The 18900-nt window shown below is 73.3% G+C and carries 17 protein-coding genes; 14 read left to right on the top strand and 3 right to left on the bottom strand.

Annotation, left to right across the window (positions count from 1 at the left end):
- Window positions 1-309 precede the first annotated feature (309 nt).
- From EF903_RS00325 to EF903_RS00315, 3 genes are all read left to right on the top strand, one after another.
- Window positions 310-1110, top strand: coding sequence for a glycerophosphodiester phosphodiesterase (locus EF903_RS00325; RefSeq protein ID WP_125540562.1), 801 nt, complete (start codon window positions 310-312; stop codon window positions 1108-1110).
- 85 nt (window positions 1111-1195) lie between these two features.
- Window positions 1196-1798, top strand: a complete 603-nt coding sequence (locus EF903_RS00320; protein WP_125540561.1) for an ATP-binding protein — start codon at window positions 1196-1198, stop codon at window positions 1796-1798.
- 124 nt (window positions 1799-1922) lie between these two features.
- Window positions 1923-2897 (top strand): DUF5926 family protein, encoded by a 975-nt coding sequence (locus EF903_RS00315; RefSeq protein ID WP_125540560.1) that lies wholly within the window; start codon window positions 1923-1925, stop codon window positions 2895-2897.
- 195 nt (window positions 2898-3092) lie between these two features.
- Here EF903_RS00315 and EF903_RS00310 read toward each other — a convergent pair whose 3' ends face one another.
- Complete coding sequence (locus EF903_RS00310) at window positions 3093-3710, bottom strand: hypothetical protein (protein WP_125540559.1); 618 nt, start codon at window positions 3708-3710, stop codon at window positions 3093-3095.
- Between the two features lie 122 nt (window positions 3711-3832).
- On the bottom strand, window positions 3833-4624 hold the full coding sequence (locus EF903_RS00305) for a bifunctional DNA primase/polymerase (protein WP_125540558.1): 792 nt from the start codon (window positions 4622-4624) through the stop codon (window positions 3833-3835).
- 411 nt (window positions 4625-5035) lie between these two features.
- On the opposite strand from EF903_RS00305, the gene EF903_RS00300 reads away from it, so the two are divergent.
- Complete coding sequence (locus EF903_RS00300) at window positions 5036-6577, top strand: PP2C family protein-serine/threonine phosphatase (protein ID WP_125540557.1); 1542 nt, start codon at window positions 5036-5038, stop codon at window positions 6575-6577.
- Between the two features lie 85 nt (window positions 6578-6662).
- Entirely contained in the window at window positions 6663-8129 is a 1467-nt protein-coding gene (locus tag EF903_RS00295; protein ID WP_125540556.1) for an aminopeptidase P family protein, read from the top strand.
- 90 nt (window positions 8130-8219) lie between these two features.
- Here the strand turns inward: EF903_RS00295 and EF903_RS00290 are convergent, their stop codons facing one another.
- Window positions 8220-8750 carry an ATP-binding protein gene (locus EF903_RS00290; protein WP_125540555.1) on the bottom strand — a complete coding sequence of 177 codons (531 nt, stop codon included), beginning with the start codon at window positions 8748-8750 and terminating at the stop codon, window positions 8220-8222.
- Window positions 8751-8967: 217 nt separating this feature from the next.
- Here EF903_RS00290 and EF903_RS00285 point away from each other — a divergent pair, with 217 nt between their 5' ends.
- The 9 genes from EF903_RS00285 (at window position 8968) to EF903_RS00245 (ending at window position 18826) form a co-directional block, all read left to right on the top strand.
- Window positions 8968-9771, top strand: a complete 804-nt coding sequence (locus tag EF903_RS00285; protein WP_125540554.1) for a hypothetical protein — start codon at window positions 8968-8970, stop codon at window positions 9769-9771.
- A 110-nt stretch (window positions 9772-9881) separates the two neighbouring features.
- Complete coding sequence (locus tag EF903_RS00280) at window positions 9882-10598, top strand: YcnI family protein (RefSeq protein WP_125540553.1); 717 nt, start codon at window positions 9882-9884, stop codon at window positions 10596-10598.
- A 104-nt stretch (window positions 10599-10702) separates the two neighbouring features.
- Window positions 10703-11356, top strand: coding sequence for an SCO family protein (locus EF903_RS00275; RefSeq protein ID WP_125540552.1), 654 nt, complete (start codon window positions 10703-10705; stop codon window positions 11354-11356).
- Window positions 11353-11871: a copper chaperone PCu(A)C gene (locus EF903_RS00270; RefSeq protein ID WP_125540551.1), complete on the top strand. Its 519-nt coding sequence runs from the start codon at window positions 11353-11355 to the stop codon at window positions 11869-11871. Before EF903_RS00275 ends, EF903_RS00270 begins: the two co-directional genes overlap by 4 nt.
- 23 nt (window positions 11872-11894) lie before the next feature.
- Entirely contained in the window at window positions 11895-13949 is a 2055-nt protein-coding gene (locus tag EF903_RS00265) for a copper resistance protein CopC (RefSeq protein ID WP_125540550.1), read from the top strand.
- Window positions 13950-13954: 5 nt separating this feature from the next.
- Window positions 13955-15220, top strand: coding sequence for an iron uptake transporter deferrochelatase/peroxidase subunit (efeB, locus tag EF903_RS00260; RefSeq protein WP_125540549.1), 1266 nt, complete (start codon window positions 13955-13957; stop codon window positions 15218-15220).
- Between the two features lie 59 nt (window positions 15221-15279).
- A complete protein-coding gene (gene pheA, locus EF903_RS00255; RefSeq protein ID WP_125540548.1) occupies window positions 15280-16215 on the top strand; it encodes a prephenate dehydratase in 936 nt (311 codons plus the stop codon).
- A gap of 524 nt (window positions 16216-16739) precedes the next feature.
- Window positions 16740-18017, top strand: a complete 1278-nt coding sequence (gene serS / locus EF903_RS00250) for a serine--tRNA ligase (RefSeq protein ID WP_125540547.1) — start codon at window positions 16740-16742, stop codon at window positions 18015-18017.
- Window positions 18014-18826, top strand: coding sequence for an HAD family hydrolase (locus EF903_RS00245; protein WP_125540546.1), 813 nt, complete (start codon window positions 18014-18016; stop codon window positions 18824-18826). The genes serS and EF903_RS00245 overlap by 4 nt, the downstream gene beginning before the upstream one ends.
- Window positions 18827-18900: the final 74 nt, after the last annotated feature.

Raw genomic sequence — 18900 nt, 5'->3', positions numbered from 1 at the left:
CGTCGGGGCCGGCGTGCCCTCGTTCTCGGTGCTCACAGCGCTCTCTCCTCGTCACACACGACTTCACACTGGTGGTACGGCCCGACTGAACGTTCGACGTGCCACACAAGTTCCTGGGCCAAGCGTTCCCCATGACCCGTCAGAGCACTGTAAGCCGGACCTGTGCGTCTCCCCCATCCTTTATGCCCGGCATTTCGGGCGCATCCCCAGGGTCCGCCGCCGCCACCCGGCAGTGCCTCCGCAGCCCGTCCGCAGCACCGCGACCGCATCGCCCCGCACCGCCGGCCCCCGCGGTGGCACCATGACCCGGTGACCCACGCAACACCGCCGCCCATCCAGGTCGTCGCCCACCGGGGCGCCTCCGAAGACGCCCCCGAGCACACACTGGCCGCGTACCGGAAGGCGATCGAGGACGGCGCGGACGCCCTGGAGTGCGACGTCCGCCTGACCGCCGACGGCCACCTGGTCCTCGTCCACGACCGCCGGGTCAACCGCACCTCCAACGGCCGCGGCGCGGTCTCCGCCCTGGAGCTCGCCGATCTCGCCGCCCTCGACTTCGGCTCCTGGAAGGACCGGGAGGAGTCGCCCGACTGGGTGGCCGACCCCGAGCGGACGTCCGTCCTGACCCTGGAGCGGCTGCTGGAGCTCGTCGCCGACGCCGCCCGCCCGGTCCAGCTCGCCATCGAGACCAAGCACCCGACACGCTGGGCCGGACAGGTGGAGGAGCGCCTCCTGTTCCTCCTCAAGCGCTTCGGCCTGGACGCGCCGCCCGCGGAGGGCCCCCATTCCGTCCGCGTCATGAGCTTCTCCGCGCGCTCCCTGCACCGGGTGCGCGCAGCCGCCCCGACGGTTCCGACGGTGTACCTGATGCAGTTCGTCACCCCCCGCCTGCGCGACGGCCGCCTGCCGGCGGGCGTGCGGATCGCTGGTCCGGGCATGCGGATCGTGCGCAACAACCCGGGCTTCATCCGCAGGCTGCAGGACGCCGGGCACCCCGTCCACGTCTGGACGGTGAACGAGCCGGACGACGTTCAGCTCTGCGCTGATCTGGGTGTGGAGGCGATCATCACCAACAGGCCGCGGCAGGTTCTGTCCCAACTCGGGCGGTGACGTCCCCGTTTGCCCACCCGCCACCGGCGTCACACAGGTGACGGGGAGTGCCCCGGCGCATCCCCTCCGCAACCAATCGTCATGAATGCGTCAGAGGGCTCCCCGCCGCCGGTTTCCGGTCCGGACCGGGGGGGCATCCAGACCTTGGCGTGGGGCTAAGGAGGTTCCGGGGGTGGCGTTGGTGGTGGCACAGGAAGTGCCCACGTCGTCGTGCATGGACGTACTCCATGGTCCTGCGGGCGTGAGCGAGGCGCGGCACCGGATGCGCGAGGATCTGCGCATCAGCGGAGTTCCCGAAACCGTCGTGGACGACGCCGTGCTGATCCTCTCCGAACTGCTCGGCAACGCCTGCCGCCACGGCCGGCCGCTGGACACGGCCGGAGTAGGGGACGGCGGGGTCCGCGCCGCGTGGCGCGTCGACGGGGCCGGCAGGCTGACGGTCGAGGTGACGGACGGGGGCGGGCCGACGCGGCCGCTGCCGTCGACCCCCTCGGTCACGGCGCACGGCGGCCGGGGGCTGAACATCATCAGCGCCCTCTCGACGGACTGGGGCGTCAGGGACGGGGCGGGGGGCGAGGTCACCGTGTGGGTGATCGTCGCCTGCGGGCCGCGGCACGACGACTTCGCTACGCGCGTTGCGGCGCCGGTCCTCGACTTCTCGACCGCCTTCGACGACCTGGCTCCCTGACACGGTCCGCCGGGAGCGCACGCCGACCGCGCCCCGGGCGCATCCGCCGGGCCACGGCGGTACGAGCGGCTAGGCTCACGCCCAGACGCAACAGCCGTACCGCCGCACCCGGGAGACACCCACGATGGCCAAGAAGCGCCCCGCAGCCAAGACTGCAAAGCCGCAGCTCCAGAACGGCGAGATCCCGGTCGTGGGCGCGCGCGAGCCCTGCCCCTGCGGCTCCGGCCGCCGGTACAAGGCCTGCCACGGTGCGGCCGCCTCGCACGCCGCGACCGCCCACGTGCAGCGCCCCTTCGAGGGGCTCCCCGGCGAGTGCGACTGGGTCGCGCTGCGCGAGCTCGTCCCGGCGGCGACCGTTCCGCTGTCGCTCAAGGGCGGGCTGCCCGAGGGCGTTCCCTCCGTCACGCTGGTGACCGTGCTGCCCATGGCGTGGCCGGCGCTGCGCCGCGAGGACGGCTCCGTCCTGCTCGGCCTCCAGAACGACGCCAGCAGCGGCGACCTCTCCCGCGAGATGGCCGACACGCTGGAACGCGCGATCGCCACGGAGCCCGGCAATCCGGTCGCCGCGCGCCGGGTTCCCGCCGAGGGTCCGCGGCTCCAGGACGTCCTGGACACCGACGGCGTTTTCGAGCCGGTTGTGCACAGCGGCTTCGAATTCTGGATTCCGGATGCGGAGGGCGCCCAGAACGCCTCCCCGGAGATCGCCGCCTCCCTGGAGCGGGCCAACGCCGCCGCCATCCCGACGGTCAAGCTGGCCGGCGTCGAGGCCGCGTACTGGTGCGAGACCCCGGACAAGAACCACCTGCGCTGGGTCATGCCGCACCCCGAGGAGAAGCTGCTCGACGCCCTGGCCCGGCTGCACGCGGCGGGCACCTCCTCGCTGGGCGAGGGCACCCGGCTCGTCGGCTCCTTCCGCGCCCACGGGCTCGTGGTCCCCGTCTGGGACCTGCCCACCGGGGTGTCCGCGGAGGACGTCGAGAAGCCTGCCGCCGCATTCGCGGAGCGGCTCGCCGCGGCCCTCGCGTCAGACGCCCCGCTGACCTCGGACGAGCGCCGTGCGCGCGGCGGGCTCACCAACCGCCAGGTGACCCTCAGCTGATCGCCCCGCCGATCGGGGACGGTCCGTGCAGGGTTGGTGACCGGTGTCACAACTCCCGCTAATCGTCCGCGAATCGGTGTCTGAATATCAGAGATCGAATTTGCGAACAGGCGATCTCTTGTTACGGTTCTTGTAGCCCGGTCGCTGGTGCATCCCCCGTCGCCAGCGACCGGGCCCTTCCATTTCCGCCGCGGGTCAACGGCCCGCCGCCTCCGGTGCGTTGCTCCCGGAGCGCAGCAGCAGCTCCCCTTCATCATCCGGAACTGCAAACTCCGCAACGGCCGAGTACGCGTCCTGTGCCCCCGCCGACGCCTCGCGCGGGGTCTCGCACAGCCCCGGCTCGTCGCCCGCCCCGACCGCGCAGCGGATCTGCACCGTCCGCCCGGCGGGCCCCATCACCGTCAGCACGGCGTCCAGCGCCCGCCCGCTCGTGTTGCGGTAGTAGGTGCGCCCCCAGGTCCGCCCCTCGGCGGCGAGCACGCACGTCTGCGCCTCCAGCCCCTGCGGCGCGGTGAGTTCGGGTCCGCACGCCGATTCCGTACGGGGCTGCTCGGCCGGCCCCGGGCGGGCCGGCTCACCCGGGCGCACGGCCGCACCGGCCGGCGCGGGCGCCTTCCCTCCCCCGGCGTCGGACGCTGCGGGGGATTCCCGGGCGGTGCCGCCGGGCGGGCCGGCAATGCCGAGGGTGGAGAGCAGCCCACCGCCTTTTCCGTCGTCACGACCGGCGAAATCCGGTCCGGCGATCGCACCCGCCAAGGGGAGCGACAGGATGATCAGCACACCGGCGCCGATACCGATCAAGCGGAGATTCATTCGCCGAAGATAGCGACGCGGGAATGGGGCGCGGAGATGCCCGCGCCCAATTCACCGGGAAACTCGCCGCCCCGGCACCCGTACGAGTGACCCGGGTACCGGCGTCCGAACGGAGCGGTGCGTCAGTACGCGAGACGGCTGCCGCCGCCCGAGGCCCCCGTGCTCGCCTCGACGAGGGCGTCCACGACGGCCTCGACGTCCGGCAGCCACGGCTCGCCGGCCGCTGCGGGCTCCCGCTCCCAGCGCACCCGCCCGCCGCCGGACGCGGGGGAGGGCGGCAGCAGCAGGTAGCCGCCCTCGCCGTGGAAGCGCAGCGCGGACGGGACGTGGTCCTTGGCGTAGAGCAGTTCACCGAGCCGCTCCAGCGAGTACGGGGCCACCAGCAGCGACCACCGCGTGGGCGTGGCCGCGACCGGGCCCAGCCGCATGCCCTGACCCTCCAGCCGGGCCACGGCCCGCGCGGCCGCGGCGGCGGGCAGGCTCACCGCGCACGGCGCGCCGCCGCCGGTGGCCAGCAGGAGCGGGGCGCCGGGCCGCCGGGTCCACCACCAGGCCACCATCCGCGGGTCGGTGGTGGCGGCGAGCAGTCCGGGGTCGAAGGGGTGCGCACCCGGTACGGGGCAGTCCGGATCGGGGCACGCGCACCGGGCTGCGGCCGGGGGCACCGGCCCCGCGGAACCCTCCGGGACCGCGGAGGGCACCGGGGCCCCGGCGCAGGGCGGGCCGGCCGGGCCGACTCCCGGGAGGACGGGCCACCGCCGGGCGGTGGCGCAGGTCAGCGCCGCATCGCGGAGCGCCGTACCGGAGAGCGCCGGGTCGGGGACGGTCGGGTCGTCGCGCTGTGCCGGGGCGGGCCGGAGGGTTGTCAGGCGGTTGCGGAGCCGCTGGAAACGCCTTCCGAGGATCTCGCGCATGAGCGCTCGTTCCTTTCCGTTGAACACCGAGGGCCTGATCACACCACGTAGGCGGTGTCTCACCACACGTACACGTTTCGCGCCACTGTCCACTGGAAGCGGGTTCACACGGTTCGTGCACTTTTGTTACGGGTTCATGGAACGTCCGGCGGGGCGGGCGGAACACGGCCCCGTGCCGATGCCGAGACCGGCTGCCTCCGTTAAGGACGGCGGCCCCTGGCGGGCGGTTCCCGGCGGTTGCCGGGCTGCGCCAACTGGCCCCGGGGAACACCGACTACGTACCCGTGGCCTCTTCCACGTCTGACCAGTCGATCGCAAAAACCGTCCTGTTCCAGCTTTTTCCAGCCAAGTTCTAGCCTTGACCGGACAGTGAGTTGCAGCCTCACGGACACCAGGATTCCCACCGGGACAATGCTGGACATCGATCCTCGTGGGCGTGTAGATGTGGATTCCTTGATGGCGGCGCAGCACGATCTGGGGGTTTGCGATGCTATACGGCGTATCGCACCTGGTGGAAAGGCGGACGCCATGAGCGCCCCCCATCCGCCGAAAGTGGCCGGAATCGATCCGGCAGTCACAGCGGTCCCGCACACTACGGCGGCCTCCCCGAACCACGCCCCCGCCGCCCCGGCCGTGGCACCCGCCCCGGGCACGCTCGTCCAGGACCGGCTCGCCGGCATGGTCTCCGACCTGACCACCCTGCACGAGCTCACCGAACGCCTCGCCCGCACGGCCGGCCTGGAGTCGGCGCTCCGCGAGCTGGTACGCGCCGGAGCCGCACTCGTCGGCGCCCGCCGCGGCCTGATCGTGCTGGAGCCGTCCGACGGGCTCGGCCCCGCCACCACGGTCGGCCTCGGACTCGGACGCGCCGAGCTCGGGCACATCGAGACGGTGCCGCGCGCCGCCACCCCCTACGGCCGGATCCTCGACGGGCTCCCCGATGCCCACGGCGGCTCCGAGGTGCTCCCCGAGCCCGGCGCCGCACCCGGAACCGGCGGCGACGGCGCCCCGGGCGACCCCCGGCAGCGCGAGGTCGCGGCCCGGCTCGGCTACGCCGCCAGCTACGCACTGCCGCTGACCGCCGAGGCGACCGGGCGGCTCGGCGCGGTCGTCTGGTTCTACGACGAGCAGGCCGAGCCGAGCGACCGCCGGCGCGACCTCGTCGGCCTCTACGTCCGCCACGCCGCCGAGCACCTCGCCCGCGTGCTCGACGCGGAGCGCTCGCGCACCAGCTTCGCCACCGTCGCCGAGGAACTGCTGCCCAGCCGGCTGCCCCGGGTCCCCGGGGTGGAGCTCGCCGCCCTCCACCGCACCTCGCCGCGCGGCGGGGGCGACTGGTACGACGCGCTGCCGCTGCCCGAGGGGGCGCTCGGGCTGGCGGTCGGATCCGTGACCGGCTCCGGGCCCAGCGCCGTCGCCGCGATGGGCAGGCTGCGCGCCTCGCTGCGCGCGTACGCCGTGATGGAGGGGGAGGACCCCGTCGCGGTCCTCTCCGACCTCGAACTGCTGCTGCGGCTGACCGAGCCCGCCCGCTGCGCGACCGCCCTCTTCGCCTACTGCGAGCCCGCCCGGCGCAAGATCGTGCTGGCGGGGGCGGGGCACGCCCCGCCGCTGGTCGCAGGCGAGCGCCGCACGGAGTTCGTCGAGACCTCGCTGTCCGCGCCGCTGGGGATGCTCTCCTGCTGGGAGGCGCCCAGCGTGGAGTTCGAGCTCGCGCCAGGAGAAACGGTGCTGCTGTACACCGACGGGCTCCTGCGGCGCACCGGCGACCCGATGGACCGGGCGTACGCGCGGCTGCACGCCGCGACCGCCGGAGCGCCCCGGGCGGTCCGGCGGGACCCGGGCGCGCTGTGCGAGCACGTCCTGCGCACGGTTCTGCCCGCGGGCGACCCCGCGGTGGGCGCGGCGGGCACCGAGGAGGACATCGTCCTGCTCGGCGCCCGCTTTGACTGATTTGTCACAGTCGTCTCGGCGTCTTCCCCTCGCACATACGATGGAAGCGGCCCCAACCCGGTCCTGTCGTAGCTGAGGAGAAGACGTGGCTGACGAGCTCACCCCGGAGACCCCGGAAGAAGAGCAGCCCAAGCAGACGCACAAGCAGCGCAAGAACGGGCTGTACCCGGGAGTCAGCGACGAACTCGCCGAGAGCATGCGCACCGGCTGGGCGGACACCGAGCTGCACGGCCTCGAACCGATCGCCCAGGCCGCCCACACCGCCGCCCGCCGCGCCGCGCTGTCCGAGCGCTTCCCCGGCGACCGCATCGTCGTGCCCGCCGGCCGGCTGAAGACCCGCTCGAACGACACCGAGTACCCCTTCCGCGCCTCGACCGAGTACGCGTACCTCACCGGCGACCAGACCGAGAACGGCGTCCTGGTTCTGGAGCCCTCCGGCGACACCGGCCACACCGCCACCGTCTACCTGCTGCCCCGCTCCAACCGGGAGAACGGCGAGTTCTGGCTGTCGGGCCAGGGCGAGCTCTGGGTAGGCCGCCGACACTCCCTCGCCGAGGCCGAGCAGCTCCTCGGCATCCCCGCCAAGGACGTCCGCGAACTTCCCGAGGCCCTCGCCGAGGCCACCGGTCCGGTGCGCGTCGTCCGCGGCCACGACGCCGTCGTCGAGAAGGCCCTGACCGACAAGGTCACGGCCGAGCGCGACGAGGAGCTGCGCGTCTACCTCTCCGAGACCCGCGCGGTGAAGGACGACTTCGAGATCGGCGAGCTCCAGAAGGCCGTCGACTCCACCGTCCGCGGCTTCGAGGACGTCGTGAAGGTCCTCGACAAGGCGGAGGCCACCTCCGAGCGCTACATCGAGGGCACCTTCTTCCTGCGTGCCCGCGTCGAGGGCAACGACGTCGGCTACGGCTCCATCTGCGCCGCCGGCCCGCACGCCTGCACCCTGCACTGGGTCCGCAACGACGGCCCGGTCCGCTCCGGCGACCTGCTCCTGCTCGACGCCGGCGTGGAGACCCACTCCCTCTACACGGCCGACGTCACGCGCACCCTGCCGATCAGCGGCGCGTACAGCGACATCCAGCGCAAGGTCTACGACGCCGTGTACGAGGCCCAGGAGGCCGGCATCGCGGCCGTCCGCCCGGGCGCGAAGTTCCGCGACTTCCACGACGCGGCGCAGCACGTCCTCGCCGAGAAGCTCGTCGAGTGGGGCCTGCTGGAGGGCCCGGTCGAGCGCGTCCTGGAGCTGGGCCTCCAGCGCCGCTGGACCCTGCACGGCACCGGCCACATGCTCGGCATGGACGTCCACGACTGCGCCGCGGCCCGCACCGAGGCCTACGTCGACGGGACGCTGGAGCCGGGCATGTGCCTGACCGTCGAGCCGGGCCTGTACTTCCAGGCCGACGACCTGACCGTGCCGGAGGAGTACCGCGGCATCGGCGTCCGCATCGAGGACGACATCCTCGTCACCGAGGACGGCAACCGGAACCTGTCGGCCGGGCTGCCGCGCGCCTCCGCCGAGGTCGAGGCCTGGATGGCGGCCCTCAAGGGCTGACCGCGGCCGGCCCGGCAGGAGGCTGCCGGGCCGCTGCACCGCACTCCGCCGAGGGGCGGGGCTCCGCAGGGAGCCCCGCCCCTCGGCGCGTCACGACACCTGGAGCAGGGCCGCGCCGTCGCGCCACTTGAGGATCTTGTCGAAGCTGACCACCGCGCCGCGGCCCGGCCGGTTGCGGAACCGGACGTGGTCGGCGAGCTCCTCGATCAGCCACAGTCCGCGGCCGCTCTCGCCGGCGCCGCCCTCCCCGGCGGCGCCTCGGCCGGCCTCGCGCGTGGTGTCCGCGCCTGCGCCGACGGGGTCGGACGCAGCCGCCCGCGCCCGCCGGGTCAGCGCCGCAGGGCCCGGCTCAGGGAAGCCCGGACCCGAGTCGGTCACCTCGATGCGGCAGCAGTCGCCGTCCAGGTAGGCGGTGACCCGGTAGTCGCCGCACGGTTCCGCGGCCGGGGCCGGGCCCCCGTGCTCCACCGCGTTCGCGCAGGCCTCGCTGAGCGCCACCGACAGCTCGTAGGAGATGTCCGGGTCCACCCCCGCGGTCTCCATCGTCCTCAGCAGCAAACGCCGGGCGAGTGGCACGCTCGCGGCTTCGCGCCTCAACTGGAGAGACCACCAGATGCTCATACCGTTACCTATTGCCTCCCCCGCCGGGCCGTAAGCCACCGGCGCCCCGCGCAGCCCTCATTCGGCCGATGCGGCACGCCCGAACCGGCGTGTATGCGGTGGAAAGGGCCGCCCCCGGGGGTGGACACGCCCGGTGAAGCCGCCGCACAACGGGCACGGACGACCTTCCGGACCTGCCGTACGGCAGTACGGAGGGCAGTGCGATGATGGCCCGGCCATGACTGTCCCGCAGACGACGCCCGCCGGAGCCGGCCTCCGGCTGATCCGGGCCGCGGTCTTCACCGCGGTCTGCGTCGTGCTGTCCGCGGTCGGGCACGCCCTCGCGTCCTGCGCGGCGGTCCCCTGGTGGGCCCTCGCGGTCGCGTTCGCGGGAGTCTTCGCGGTCGCCGCGCCGCTCGCCGGGCGGCGTCGCTCGCTGCCGGGCATCGCCGCCGCACTCGCCGGCGGACAGCTCGGGCTGCACGCCGTCTTCGGCCTCGCCCAGCACGGAGCCGCCGCGCAGGCGGCCGGCGCCGACACCGACGCCGCGCTCGCCGAACTCGCCGCACAGCTGGTCTGCGGCGGCAACACGGTCCCGCTCGGCCCCGAGGACGCCCGCCGGATCCTGGAGGCGGCCGGCCTCGACCCGGCCGCGCTCGCGGCGCAGGCCTCGGCGCACGCGGGCCACACCGGCCTGGCGGAGTCCGCCGCGGCCCCGGCCGCCGGCCTGCTCAGCCCCGGTATGACCGTCGCGCACCTGCTCGCCGCGCTCGCCGCCGGCTGGCTCCTCGGGCGCGGTGACGCCGCCCTCTTCCGGCTCGTCGAGCTGTCCCTCGTCTCCGCCGCGGCCGGCCCGGTGCGGGCGCTGTGCACCGCGCTCGCGTTCGTACGGGCGCTCGGCGCCGGGCTCTCGGCCGCGCCTTCCGCCGGCCCGCGGGTCCTGCGGACCGCCGCCGAGCCGGCCGCGCACACCGGCCGGGAGGCGCTGCACCACACGGTGGTCAGGCGCGGGCCGCCGGCGGCCTACGCCCTCGCAGCCTGACGCGGCACCCTCCCCGGCCCGGAGCACCCGAGCACCGGAGGCAGCGGTGCCGCGGTACGCCGCGCGCCCGCGCGCGGAGCCACCGTCATCCCGCCTCCTGGAGTCCTCACATGAAGAGCTCACGCGTCTCCGCCGCCGCAGCCCTCGCCGCCGGCGCCGTCCTCGCCCTGTCCGGGCCCGCCTTCGCCCACGTCAGCGTGCAGCCCGGCGACGCCCCCAAGGGCGGCTTCGCCACCCTCGACTTCAAGGTGCCGAACGAGCGCGACAACGCCTCCACCACGCAGGTCGAGGTCAACTTCCCCACCGACCAGCCCCTGTCCTCCGTCATGCCGCAGGACGTGCCCGGGTGGACCGTCACGGTCGAGAAGAGCAAGCTCGCCAAGCCGCTGACGGTGCACGGCAAGCAGATCGACGAGGCCGTCACGAAGGTGACATGGAGCGGCGGCAGGATCGAGCCGGGGAAGTTCCAGCAGTTCCCGGTATCCGTCGGCAAGCTGCCGGACAACGCCGACCGGATGGTCTTCAAGGCGATCCAGACGTACGACAACAACGAGGTCGTCCGCTGGATCGAGGAGCCCAAGGAGGGCGCTCCCGAGCCGCAGACCCCTGCGCCGGTCCTCAAGCTGACCGCCGCCAAGGCCGCCGACGCGCACCACGACGACGCCAAGAAGCCCGCCGAATCCGGCCACGCCTCCGAGGAGGGCCACACCGAGGCGGCCGCCGGAAAGGGCTCGGACACCACCGCGCGCGTCCTCGGCGTCACCGGCATCGTGATCGGCGTCGCCGGCGTCGCCTTCGGCGTGACGGGCCGCCGCCGCACCTCCTGATCCGCCGGGCCGCGCCGGCCCGCCCGGATCATCCGCAGCATCCGTGCGGCCGGACCCCGTCCGGCCGCTCGTCACCAACCCGCCCCCATTTCCAGGGAACCTCCATGCGCACCACACGTGTGACGGCCGCCGCCCTCGCGGCGGCGGCCGCGCTCACACTCTCCGCCTGCGGCGGCGAGCCGACCGCCCGGACCGACGCGGTCACCCAGATCTCCGGCCAGGCCAAGACGGGGACCGCGACGGTCCTCGACCGGCCCTTCGACAAGCCGGAACTCGTCCTGACGGACACCACCGGCAAGCCGTGGAACCTGCGCGAGCAGACCAAGGGCAAGCCGACGCTGATCTACTTCGGCTACACCAACTGCCCCGACGTGTGCCCGCTGACGATGAGCAACATCGCCGTCGCCCGGAAGGCGCTGCCCCAGGCCGACCAGGAGAACCTGCGGGTCGTCTTCGTCACCACCGACCCCGAACGGGACACCCCCGAATCGCTCGGCGCGTGGCTCAAGGCCCAGGACCCGTCCTTCGTCGGACTCACCGGGGACTTCGCCACCATCCAGGCCGCGGCGCGCACCCTCGGTATCGGTATCGACCCCGCCAAGAAGGATGCCGGCGGGAGCGTCGTCTCCATGCACGGCGCCCAGGTCATCGCCTTCTCCCCCAAGACGGACGAGGGCTACCTCCTCTACGGGGAGAACACGACCGTCGACACCTACACCGCAGACCTGCCGAAGATCGCCAAGGGAGAGAACCCGTGACCGCCCGCACCACCCGCACCTTCGCCGCCGCCCTCTCCCTGGCGGCCGCGCTGGCCATATCCGGCTGCTCCTCGGACTCCGGCTCCCCGTCCGGATCCGGGGCCGACGCGGGCGCCGGCGCGCCGGCCGCGGAGAAGCCGAAGGTGTCGGTCAGCGGCGCCTTCATGCCCGAGCCGGTCAACGACAAGATGGCCGGCGGCTTCATGGTCATCAAGAACGACTCGAAGACCGCGGACAAGCTCGTCTCCGCCACCAGCCCGCTCTCGGACGACCTCCAGATCCACGAGACCAAGGACCAGAAGATGCAGCAGGTCCCGTCCATGGAGGTCCCCGCGAACGGCGAGCTCAGGTTGGAGCGCGGCGCCAACCACATCATGTTCATGGGCCTCAAGCAGAAGCCGAAGGTCGGCGACAAGATCACCGTCGAGCTGCGCTTCGAGAAGGCCGACCCGGTCAAGGTCGAGCTGGACGTGAAGGAACGGACGTACCAGGCCCAGCACTCCACCGCCCACTGACGGACCCGAGGGACCGACACGCCATGACGGCCACCGCCCCCGCCCCGCCCCCGGCCCGCGTCCGCGCCGCGGCAGTCCTGCCGCGGCTCGCGCTGGTCCTCGCAGCACTGCTGGCACTCCTGTTCGCCGCGGCCGGCCCGGCCTCGGCGCACGCCGCACTCACCGCGAGCGACCCCGGGGAGGGCGCGGTGGTCGCCACGGCGCCCGCCCAGGTCACCCTCTCCTTCTCGGAGAAGGTCGCCCTGGGCGAGGACTCGATCCGTGTCCTGGACCCCCGGGGCAAGCGGGTGGACACCGGGGAGATCCGCGACATGTGCAGCGGGTCGACCATCCGGTACGGCACCGCGCTCCACTCGGGGCTGCCCGACGGCACATACACCGTGGCCTGGCAGGCCGTGTCCGCCGACAGCCATCCCATCGCGGGGGCGTTCACGTTCTCCATCGGCGCCCCCTCGGAGACCACGGTGGCGCTGCCCGAGCGGCAGGCGGGCGGGGGGCCCGTCGGCGCCGCCTACGGCCTCGCCCGGTACACCGCCTACGCCGGCTTCACCGTCCTCGTCGGCGCCTGCGCCTTCATCCTGGCGTGCTGGCGGCGGGGCGCCGCCGTGCGCCCGATGCAGAAGCTCGTCCTGCGCGCGTGGGTCGTGCTCACCGCCGCCACGCTGGCGATGCTGGTGCTGCGCCACCCGTACACCGGGTCGGGGAACTTCGCCGACGTCTTCGACCTCGCAGGGCTCAAGGCCGTCCTGGCGACCAAAACCGGCGCCGCGCTCGTCTCGCGGCTGCTCCTCCTGGGCGCCGCCGCGCTCTTCATCGCCGTCCTGTTCGGCGCATTCGCCCGCAGGCATGCCACCGCCCCGGAGGGCGGGGCGGCGGCCGCGAAGACGGCCGCCGACGAGCAGGACGGGAAGGAGGACAGCAGGGACGCCGCCGACCTGTTCTTCGGCCTCGCCGTCGCGGGCAGCGTCTTCGCCGCCGGCATCGCCGCGACCTGGGCGCTTTCGGAGCACGCCTCCACCGGCCTGCAGAGCGGCATCGCGATGCCGGTCGACGTACTGCACCTGCTGGCCGCGGCTGCCTGGCTCGGCGGGCTCACCGCGCTGCTCGTCGCGCTGTACACCGTGCCGGAGGTCGAGCGGGAGGCCGTGCGCCGGTTCTCCCGTATCGCGTTCGCGGGGGTCGTCGTGCTGGTCGCGACCGGGGCCTACCAGTCGTGGCGCCAGCTGGGCAGCTGGCAGGCCCTGACCGGCACCTCCTACGGGCGGCTGCTGATCATCAAGGGCGCCCTGGCGGCTGTCCTCGTCGGTGTCGCGTACCTCTCCCGGCGCTGGACCGCGCGGCTGGGGGAGGCCCCGGCTGTGGACGCTGCGGCGGACGTGCCGGCAACGGCCGCGGTGCCGGGGGCCGTGGCTGCGGTGCCGGGGGCCGTTTCACGTGAAACATCCACCGAGACGGGTGTTTCACGTGAAACATCCACCGCGGCGGCGGACGTGCCCGGTGATCCGGAGCGGGCCGCGCAGCTCGCCCGGCAGCGGGCAGCACGTGAGAACGCGCTTCGGCGGCAGGCCCGGGACGCCGACCCGGCACGGGCGGGCCTGCGCCGATCCGTGCTGGCCGAAGCGGCAGTGGCGGTCGCGGTCCTCGCCGTGACCACCGTGCTGACGAGCACCGAGCCGGGCCGGGTCGTGGCCCAGGAGGCGGGCCGCAACGGCGCCTCCGCGCCCGCCGTGCCCAACCGGGCGGTGAAGATCACTCTGCCGTTCGACACGGGCGGCGTGAACGGCAAGGGCTCCGTCCGCCTGGAGCTGGACCCGGGCCGGACCGGCTCCAACACCCTCCACGTGTGGGCCGAGTCCCCGGACGGCGCCCCGCTCGACCTCCCCGAGGTCAAGGTGGCCTTCACCCTCCCGGCCAAAGAGGTCGGCCCGCTCCCGGCCTCCCCCGACCGGGCGGGACCAGGGCATTGGAGCGCTCCGGGCGTCCAGCTGCCGCTGGCCGGGGAGTGGCGCATCGACGTGACCGTCCGGACCTCCGAGATCGACCAGACGACCGTGCAGAAGACAGTGAAGATCGGCTGAACAGCGTGACCGAGAGCAACACCGACATCGAGATCTCCCGCCGCCGGCTGCTCGGCACCGTCGGCGCGGCGGGCGCCACCGGGCTCGCGCTGGGGGCGACGGGCGGCGCGCTGGTGCAGTCCGCCATCGCCGCCACCCCGTCCGGCGGTGCCGGCAGCCTCTCCGCCGTGGGCGCCACCCGGGTGGCCTTCCACGGCGAGCGCCAGGCGGGCATCACCACGCCCCTGCAGGCCAAGGGCCACGTACTGGCCTTCGACCTGGCTCCCGGGGCCGGGCGCAAGGAGGCGGCCGCACTGATGCGCCGCTGGTCCGACACTGCCCGCCGGCTGATGGCCGGCGAGACCGCGGCGACGGCCGACACCGGCATCGCCCTGGACGCCGGGCCGTGCTCGCTGACCGTGACCTTCGGTTTCGGGCACTCCTTCTTCGAGCGCACCGGGCTCACCGCCCGCCGGCCAGCGGCCCTCGATCCGCTGCCGGACTTCTCCTCCGACCGGCTGGACCCGCAGCGCAGCAACGGCGACCTGTGGGTGCAGATCGGCGCCGACGACGGCCTCGTGGCCTTCCACGCCCTACGCGCGATCCAGAAGGACGCCGGGGACGCGGCCAGGGTGCGCTGGCAGATGGACGGCTTCAACCGGTCGCCCGGCGCGACCGCCTCGCCGATGACCTCCCGCAACCTGATGGGCCAGGTCGACGGCACCAACAATCCGAAGCCCTCGGAAGCGGACTTCGAGAAGCGGATCTTCGTGCCCGCCGCGGGGCCGGGGCCGGCGGAGCACGCGTGGATGGGCGGGGGCTCGTACGCGGTCGTCCGCCGCATCCGGATGCTGCTCGACGAGTGGGACAAGCAGTCCCTCGCCCAGCAGGAGCAGGTCATCGGCCGGAACAAGGCCACCGGCGCCCCTCTGACGGGCGGTTCTGAGGCGACCGCCCTGGACCTCGACAAGATCGGTCCCGACGGCAAGGCGGTCATCCCGGCCAACGCGCACGCCCGCATCTCCGCCCCCGCGCAGAACGGCGGGGCGGCGATGCTGCGCAGGCCGTTCTCCTTCCACGACGGCACGGCCGAGGACGGGGGGCCCGACGCCGGGCTCCTCTTCATCTGCTGGCAGGCGGACCCGCTGCGCGGCTTCGTACCGGTGCAGCGCAAGCTCGACCGCGGGGACGCCCTGTCGGCGTTCATCCGGCACGAGTCGAGTGGGCTGTACGCGGTGCCGCCCGGCCCGCGCGACGGCGAGTACGTCGGCCAGCGACTGCTCGAAGGGTGATCGTGCCCGAAGGGTGAACGGCGCCCCGCGGGGCGGGTGCCCGGCATTAGGCTGACCGCATGTCGGCCACCCGCTTCACGTATCTCGGTCCTGAGGGCACCTTCACCGAGGCCGCCCTCCGCACGCTGCCGGAAGCCGCGACCCGGGAGCTGGTCCCGATGGTCTCCGTGGCGTCCGCCCTGGACGCCGTGCGCAGCGGGGAGGCGGCAGCCGCCCTCGTGCCGATCGAGAACTCGGTGGAGGGCGGGGTGACCGCCACGCTGGACGAGCTGGCTTCCGGCGAGCCGTTGATGATCTACCGCGAGGTGCTGCTGCCCATCGCGTTCGCCCTGCTGGTACGGCCGGGTACGGCCCTGTCGGACGTCAAGACCGTGACCGGGCACCCGGTCGCGCAGCCGCAGGTGCGCAACTGGCTGCGGGCGAACCTGCCGGACGCCGTGTGGGAGTCGGCCGCGTCGAACGCGGACGGGGCACGGCTGGTGCAGGAGGGCCGCTTCGACGCGGCGTTCGCGGGCGAGTTCGCCGCCGCCACGTACGGGCTGGTGCCGCTCGTCACCGAGATCCACGACGCGGAGAACGCCGAGACCCGGTTCGTTCTCGTGGGCCGGCCGGCGCGGCCCGCCGCGCCGACGGGCGCCGACAAGACGTCGGTGGTGCTGTGGCTGGGGGACGACCACCCCGGTGCGCTGCTGGAGCTCCTCCAGGAGTTCGCGGTGCGCGGGGTGAACCTGATGCTGATCCAGTCGCGGCCGACGGGTGAGGGCATCGGGAACTACTGCTTCGCCGTCGACGCCGAGGGCCACATCTCCGACCGCAGGGTGAGCGAGGCGCTGATGGGTCTGAAGCGGACCTGTCCGCAGGTCCGCTTCCTGGGCTCGTACCCGAGGGCGGGCGTCACCCGCAGTGACGTCCGGGCGCCGCGGCCGGGGACCTCGGACGGCGACTTCACGGCAGCGTCGGACTGGCTGACACGGTGCCTCGACGGTCGCGCGTAGTCCGCGTCCACTGTCCACAGAGTTATCCACAGGTCAGGGTGCGGACCTGTGGACTAGTCGACACTTCCGGCACCCCGGGTCGACTTGTCGGCCTTCGCGGACAGGGTTTCGTGCAGGAGAGCGGGGGATGAACTGCGTCATCCGCGTATCACGAACCAACTCTTTGGGGCGAGCCATTCCCACCCGAATGAGTGTGTGAGGGCGGTTTGAACCGTGATTCCCCGGGAGGGGGCAGTGGGAGGGATTGATCTAATTCCGTGTCCACAGATACGGCGCACACCCTGTGGACAACCCTGTGGGCTGCGGCTTCCCTGTGGACAATCGGTCCCTGTCCGCCTCCCCGGCAGTGTCCGGATGCTGGGATTATCCCGCATTCCCGGAAAGGGCAGGCTTTATGGGGCGCGGAGTGCCCGACGACTTCCGGCCACCGGTACAGAGTTTTCCATTCGTTGCAATTAGGACATAGCGACACGCAGCGTGATATCGGTGTGAGCCCGGGAAGCTCTGGCCGGTAGCCTGGTGGGGTGATTGACCTCCGGCTGCTCCGTGAAGACCCCGACCGTGTCCGCGCCTCGCAGCGCGCCCGTGGAGAAGACGTCGAACTCGTCGACGCCGTGCTCTCCGCCGACGAGCGCCGCAGGTCGTCCGGCATGCGCTTCGACGAACTGCGCAACGAGCAGAAGTCGCTCGGCAAGCTCATCCCGAAGGCCTCCCCGGAGGAGCGGGCGGAGCTGCTGAAGCGCGCGGAGCAGCTCAAGGCCGACGTCAAGGCCGCGGAGGCCGAGCAGAACGAGGCCGACGAGACCGCCCGCGCCCTGCTGCTCAAGCTCGGCAACGTCGTCCACCCGGACGTGCCCGTCGGCGGCGAGGACGACTTCAACGTCCTGGAGACACACGGCACCATCCGCGACTTCGCCGCCGAGGGCTTCGAGCCCAGGGACCACCTGGAGCTCGGCGAGCTGCTCGGCGCCATCGACGTCGAACGCGGCGCCAAGGTGTCCGGCTCGCGCTTCTACTACCTGACCGGCGTGGGAGCCCTCCTGGAGCTGGCCCTCGTCAACGCGGCCATCGCGCAGGCCACCGAGGCCGGCTTCATCCCGATGCTGACCCCCGCCCTGGTGCGTCCGCGCGCCATGGAGGGCACCGGCTTCCTCGGCCAGGCCGCGGAGAACGTGTACCACCTGGAGAAGGACGACTACTACCTGGTCGGCACCTCCGAGGTGCCCCTCGCCGCGTACCACATGGACGAGATCGTGGAGGCGGAGAAGCTGCCGCTGCGATACGCCGGCTTCTCCCCGTGCTTCCGCCGCGAGGCCGGCACGTACGGCAAGGACACCCGCGGCATCTTCCGCGTCCACCAGTTCGACAAGGTCGAGATGTTCTCGTACGTCGCCCCGGAGGAGGCCGAGGCCGAGCACGCGCGGCTCCTCGCCTGGGAGAAGCAGTGGCTGACCAGCCTGGAGCTGCCCTTCCAGGTCATCGACGTCGCCACCGGCGACCTCGGCGCTTCCGCCTCCCGCAAGTTCGACTGCGAGGCCTGGATCCCCACCCAGGGCAAGTACCGCGAGCTGACCTCCGCCTCCAACTGCGACGGCTTCCAGGCCCGCCGGCTGTCCATCCGCGTCCGCGACGGCAAGAAGACCCAGCCGCTCGCCACCCTGAACGGCACGCTGTGCGCCGTGCCGCGCACCATCGTCGCCCTCCTGGAGAACCACCAGCAGGCCGACGGCTCGGTGCGCGTCCCCGCGGTGCTCCGCCCCTACCTGGGCGGCCGCGAGGTCCTGGAGCCGATCGCCAAGTGAGCCCGGCCCCGTTCCCTTACCAGCTCGTCGCGACCGACCTCGACGGCACGCTGCTGCGTGGCGACGGAACCGTCTCGGAACGCACCCGGGAAGCCCTCGCCGCGGCCACCGCGGCGGGGGCCGTCCACATCGTCGTCACGGGCCGCGGCGTGGCCTGGACCCGCCACATCCTCGACGACCTCGGCTACCGGGGCATCGCCGTGTGCGGGCAGGGGGCCCAGGTCTACGACGCCGGCGCGCACCGGCTGCTGACGTCGGTGACGCTGGACCGGCAGCTGGCCGGCCTGGCCCTGGCAAAGCTGGAGGCCGAGGTGGGCCCGCTGGCGCTCGCCGCGAGCCGCGACGGGGTGGACGGCGACGTCCTGTTCGGGCCCGGCTACCGGGTCCAGGAGGGCCTGCCGGCCCTGTACCTGGAGGACACGGCGGCCGTGTGGTCGGCGCCGCTGAACAAGCTGTACATCCAGCACCCCGAACTCGGCGATGACGCCCTGGTCGACGCGGCCCGCCGGACGGTGGGTTCGCTCGTGGACGTCGTGATGGCCGGGCCGGGGATAGTGGAGATACTGCCGCTCGGGCTGACGAAGGCGACCGGCCTCTCACTGGCCGCGCGCCGGCTGGGGGTCAAGGCCGCCGGCACCATCGCCTTCGGCGACATGCCGAACGACGTCCCCATGTTCGGCTGGGCGGCACACGGCGTGGCCATGGCCAACGCCCACCCGGAGCTGAAGGCGGTGGCCGACGAGGTGACGGCCTCCCACGAGGAGGACGGCATCGCGGTGGTGCTTGAGCGCCTGCTCGGCACCGCGTAGGACCTTTTCCCGCCGCCGGGCCCCGGGCCCGGCGCACGGAGGCCCGGACATGGAGGCGGTCCGGGGCGGCCCGC

The organism is Streptomyces sp. WAC05292 (assembly GCF_003949955.1).
GTDB lineage: Bacteria > Actinomycetota > Actinomycetes > Streptomycetales > Streptomycetaceae > Streptomyces > Streptomyces globosus.
This window is presented reverse-complemented; position numbering and strand designations above follow the sequence as displayed.

Bases quoted from the DNA above. Each gene is read 5' to 3' on its own strand.
- EF903_RS00320 (WP_125540561.1), top strand. From the start codon at position 1,196: ATGCGTCAGAGGGCTCCCCGCCGCCGGTTTCCGGTCCGGACCGGGGGG.
- EF903_RS00315 (WP_125540560.1), top strand. From the start codon at position 1,923: ATGGCCAAGAAGCGCCCCGCAGCCAAGACTGCAAAGCCGCAGCTCCAG.
- EF903_RS00310 (WP_125540559.1), bottom strand. From the start codon at position 3,710: ATGAATCTCCGCTTGATCGGTATCGGCGCCGGTGTGCTGATCATCCTG.
- EF903_RS00305 (WP_125540558.1), bottom strand. From the start codon at position 4,624: ATGCGCGAGATCCTCGGAAGGCGTTTCCAGCGGCTCCGCAACCGCCTG.
- EF903_RS00300 (WP_125540557.1), top strand. From the start codon at position 5,036: ATGCTGGACATCGATCCTCGTGGGCGTGTAGATGTGGATTCCTTGATG.
- EF903_RS00290 (WP_125540555.1), bottom strand. From the start codon at position 8,750: ATGAGCATCTGGTGGTCTCTCCAGTTGAGGCGCGAAGCCGCGAGCGTG.
- EF903_RS00285 (WP_125540554.1), top strand. From the start codon at position 8,968: ATGACTGTCCCGCAGACGACGCCCGCCGGAGCCGGCCTCCGGCTGATC.
- EF903_RS00280 (WP_125540553.1), top strand. From the start codon at position 9,882: ATGAAGAGCTCACGCGTCTCCGCCGCCGCAGCCCTCGCCGCCGGCGCC.
- EF903_RS00275 (WP_125540552.1), top strand. From the start codon at position 10,703: ATGCGCACCACACGTGTGACGGCCGCCGCCCTCGCGGCGGCGGCCGCG.
- EF903_RS00265 (WP_125540550.1), top strand. From the start codon at position 11,895: ATGACGGCCACCGCCCCCGCCCCGCCCCCGGCCCGCGTCCGCGCCGCG.
- pheA (WP_125540548.1), top strand. From the start codon at position 15,280: ATGTCGGCCACCCGCTTCACGTATCTCGGTCCTGAGGGCACCTTCACC.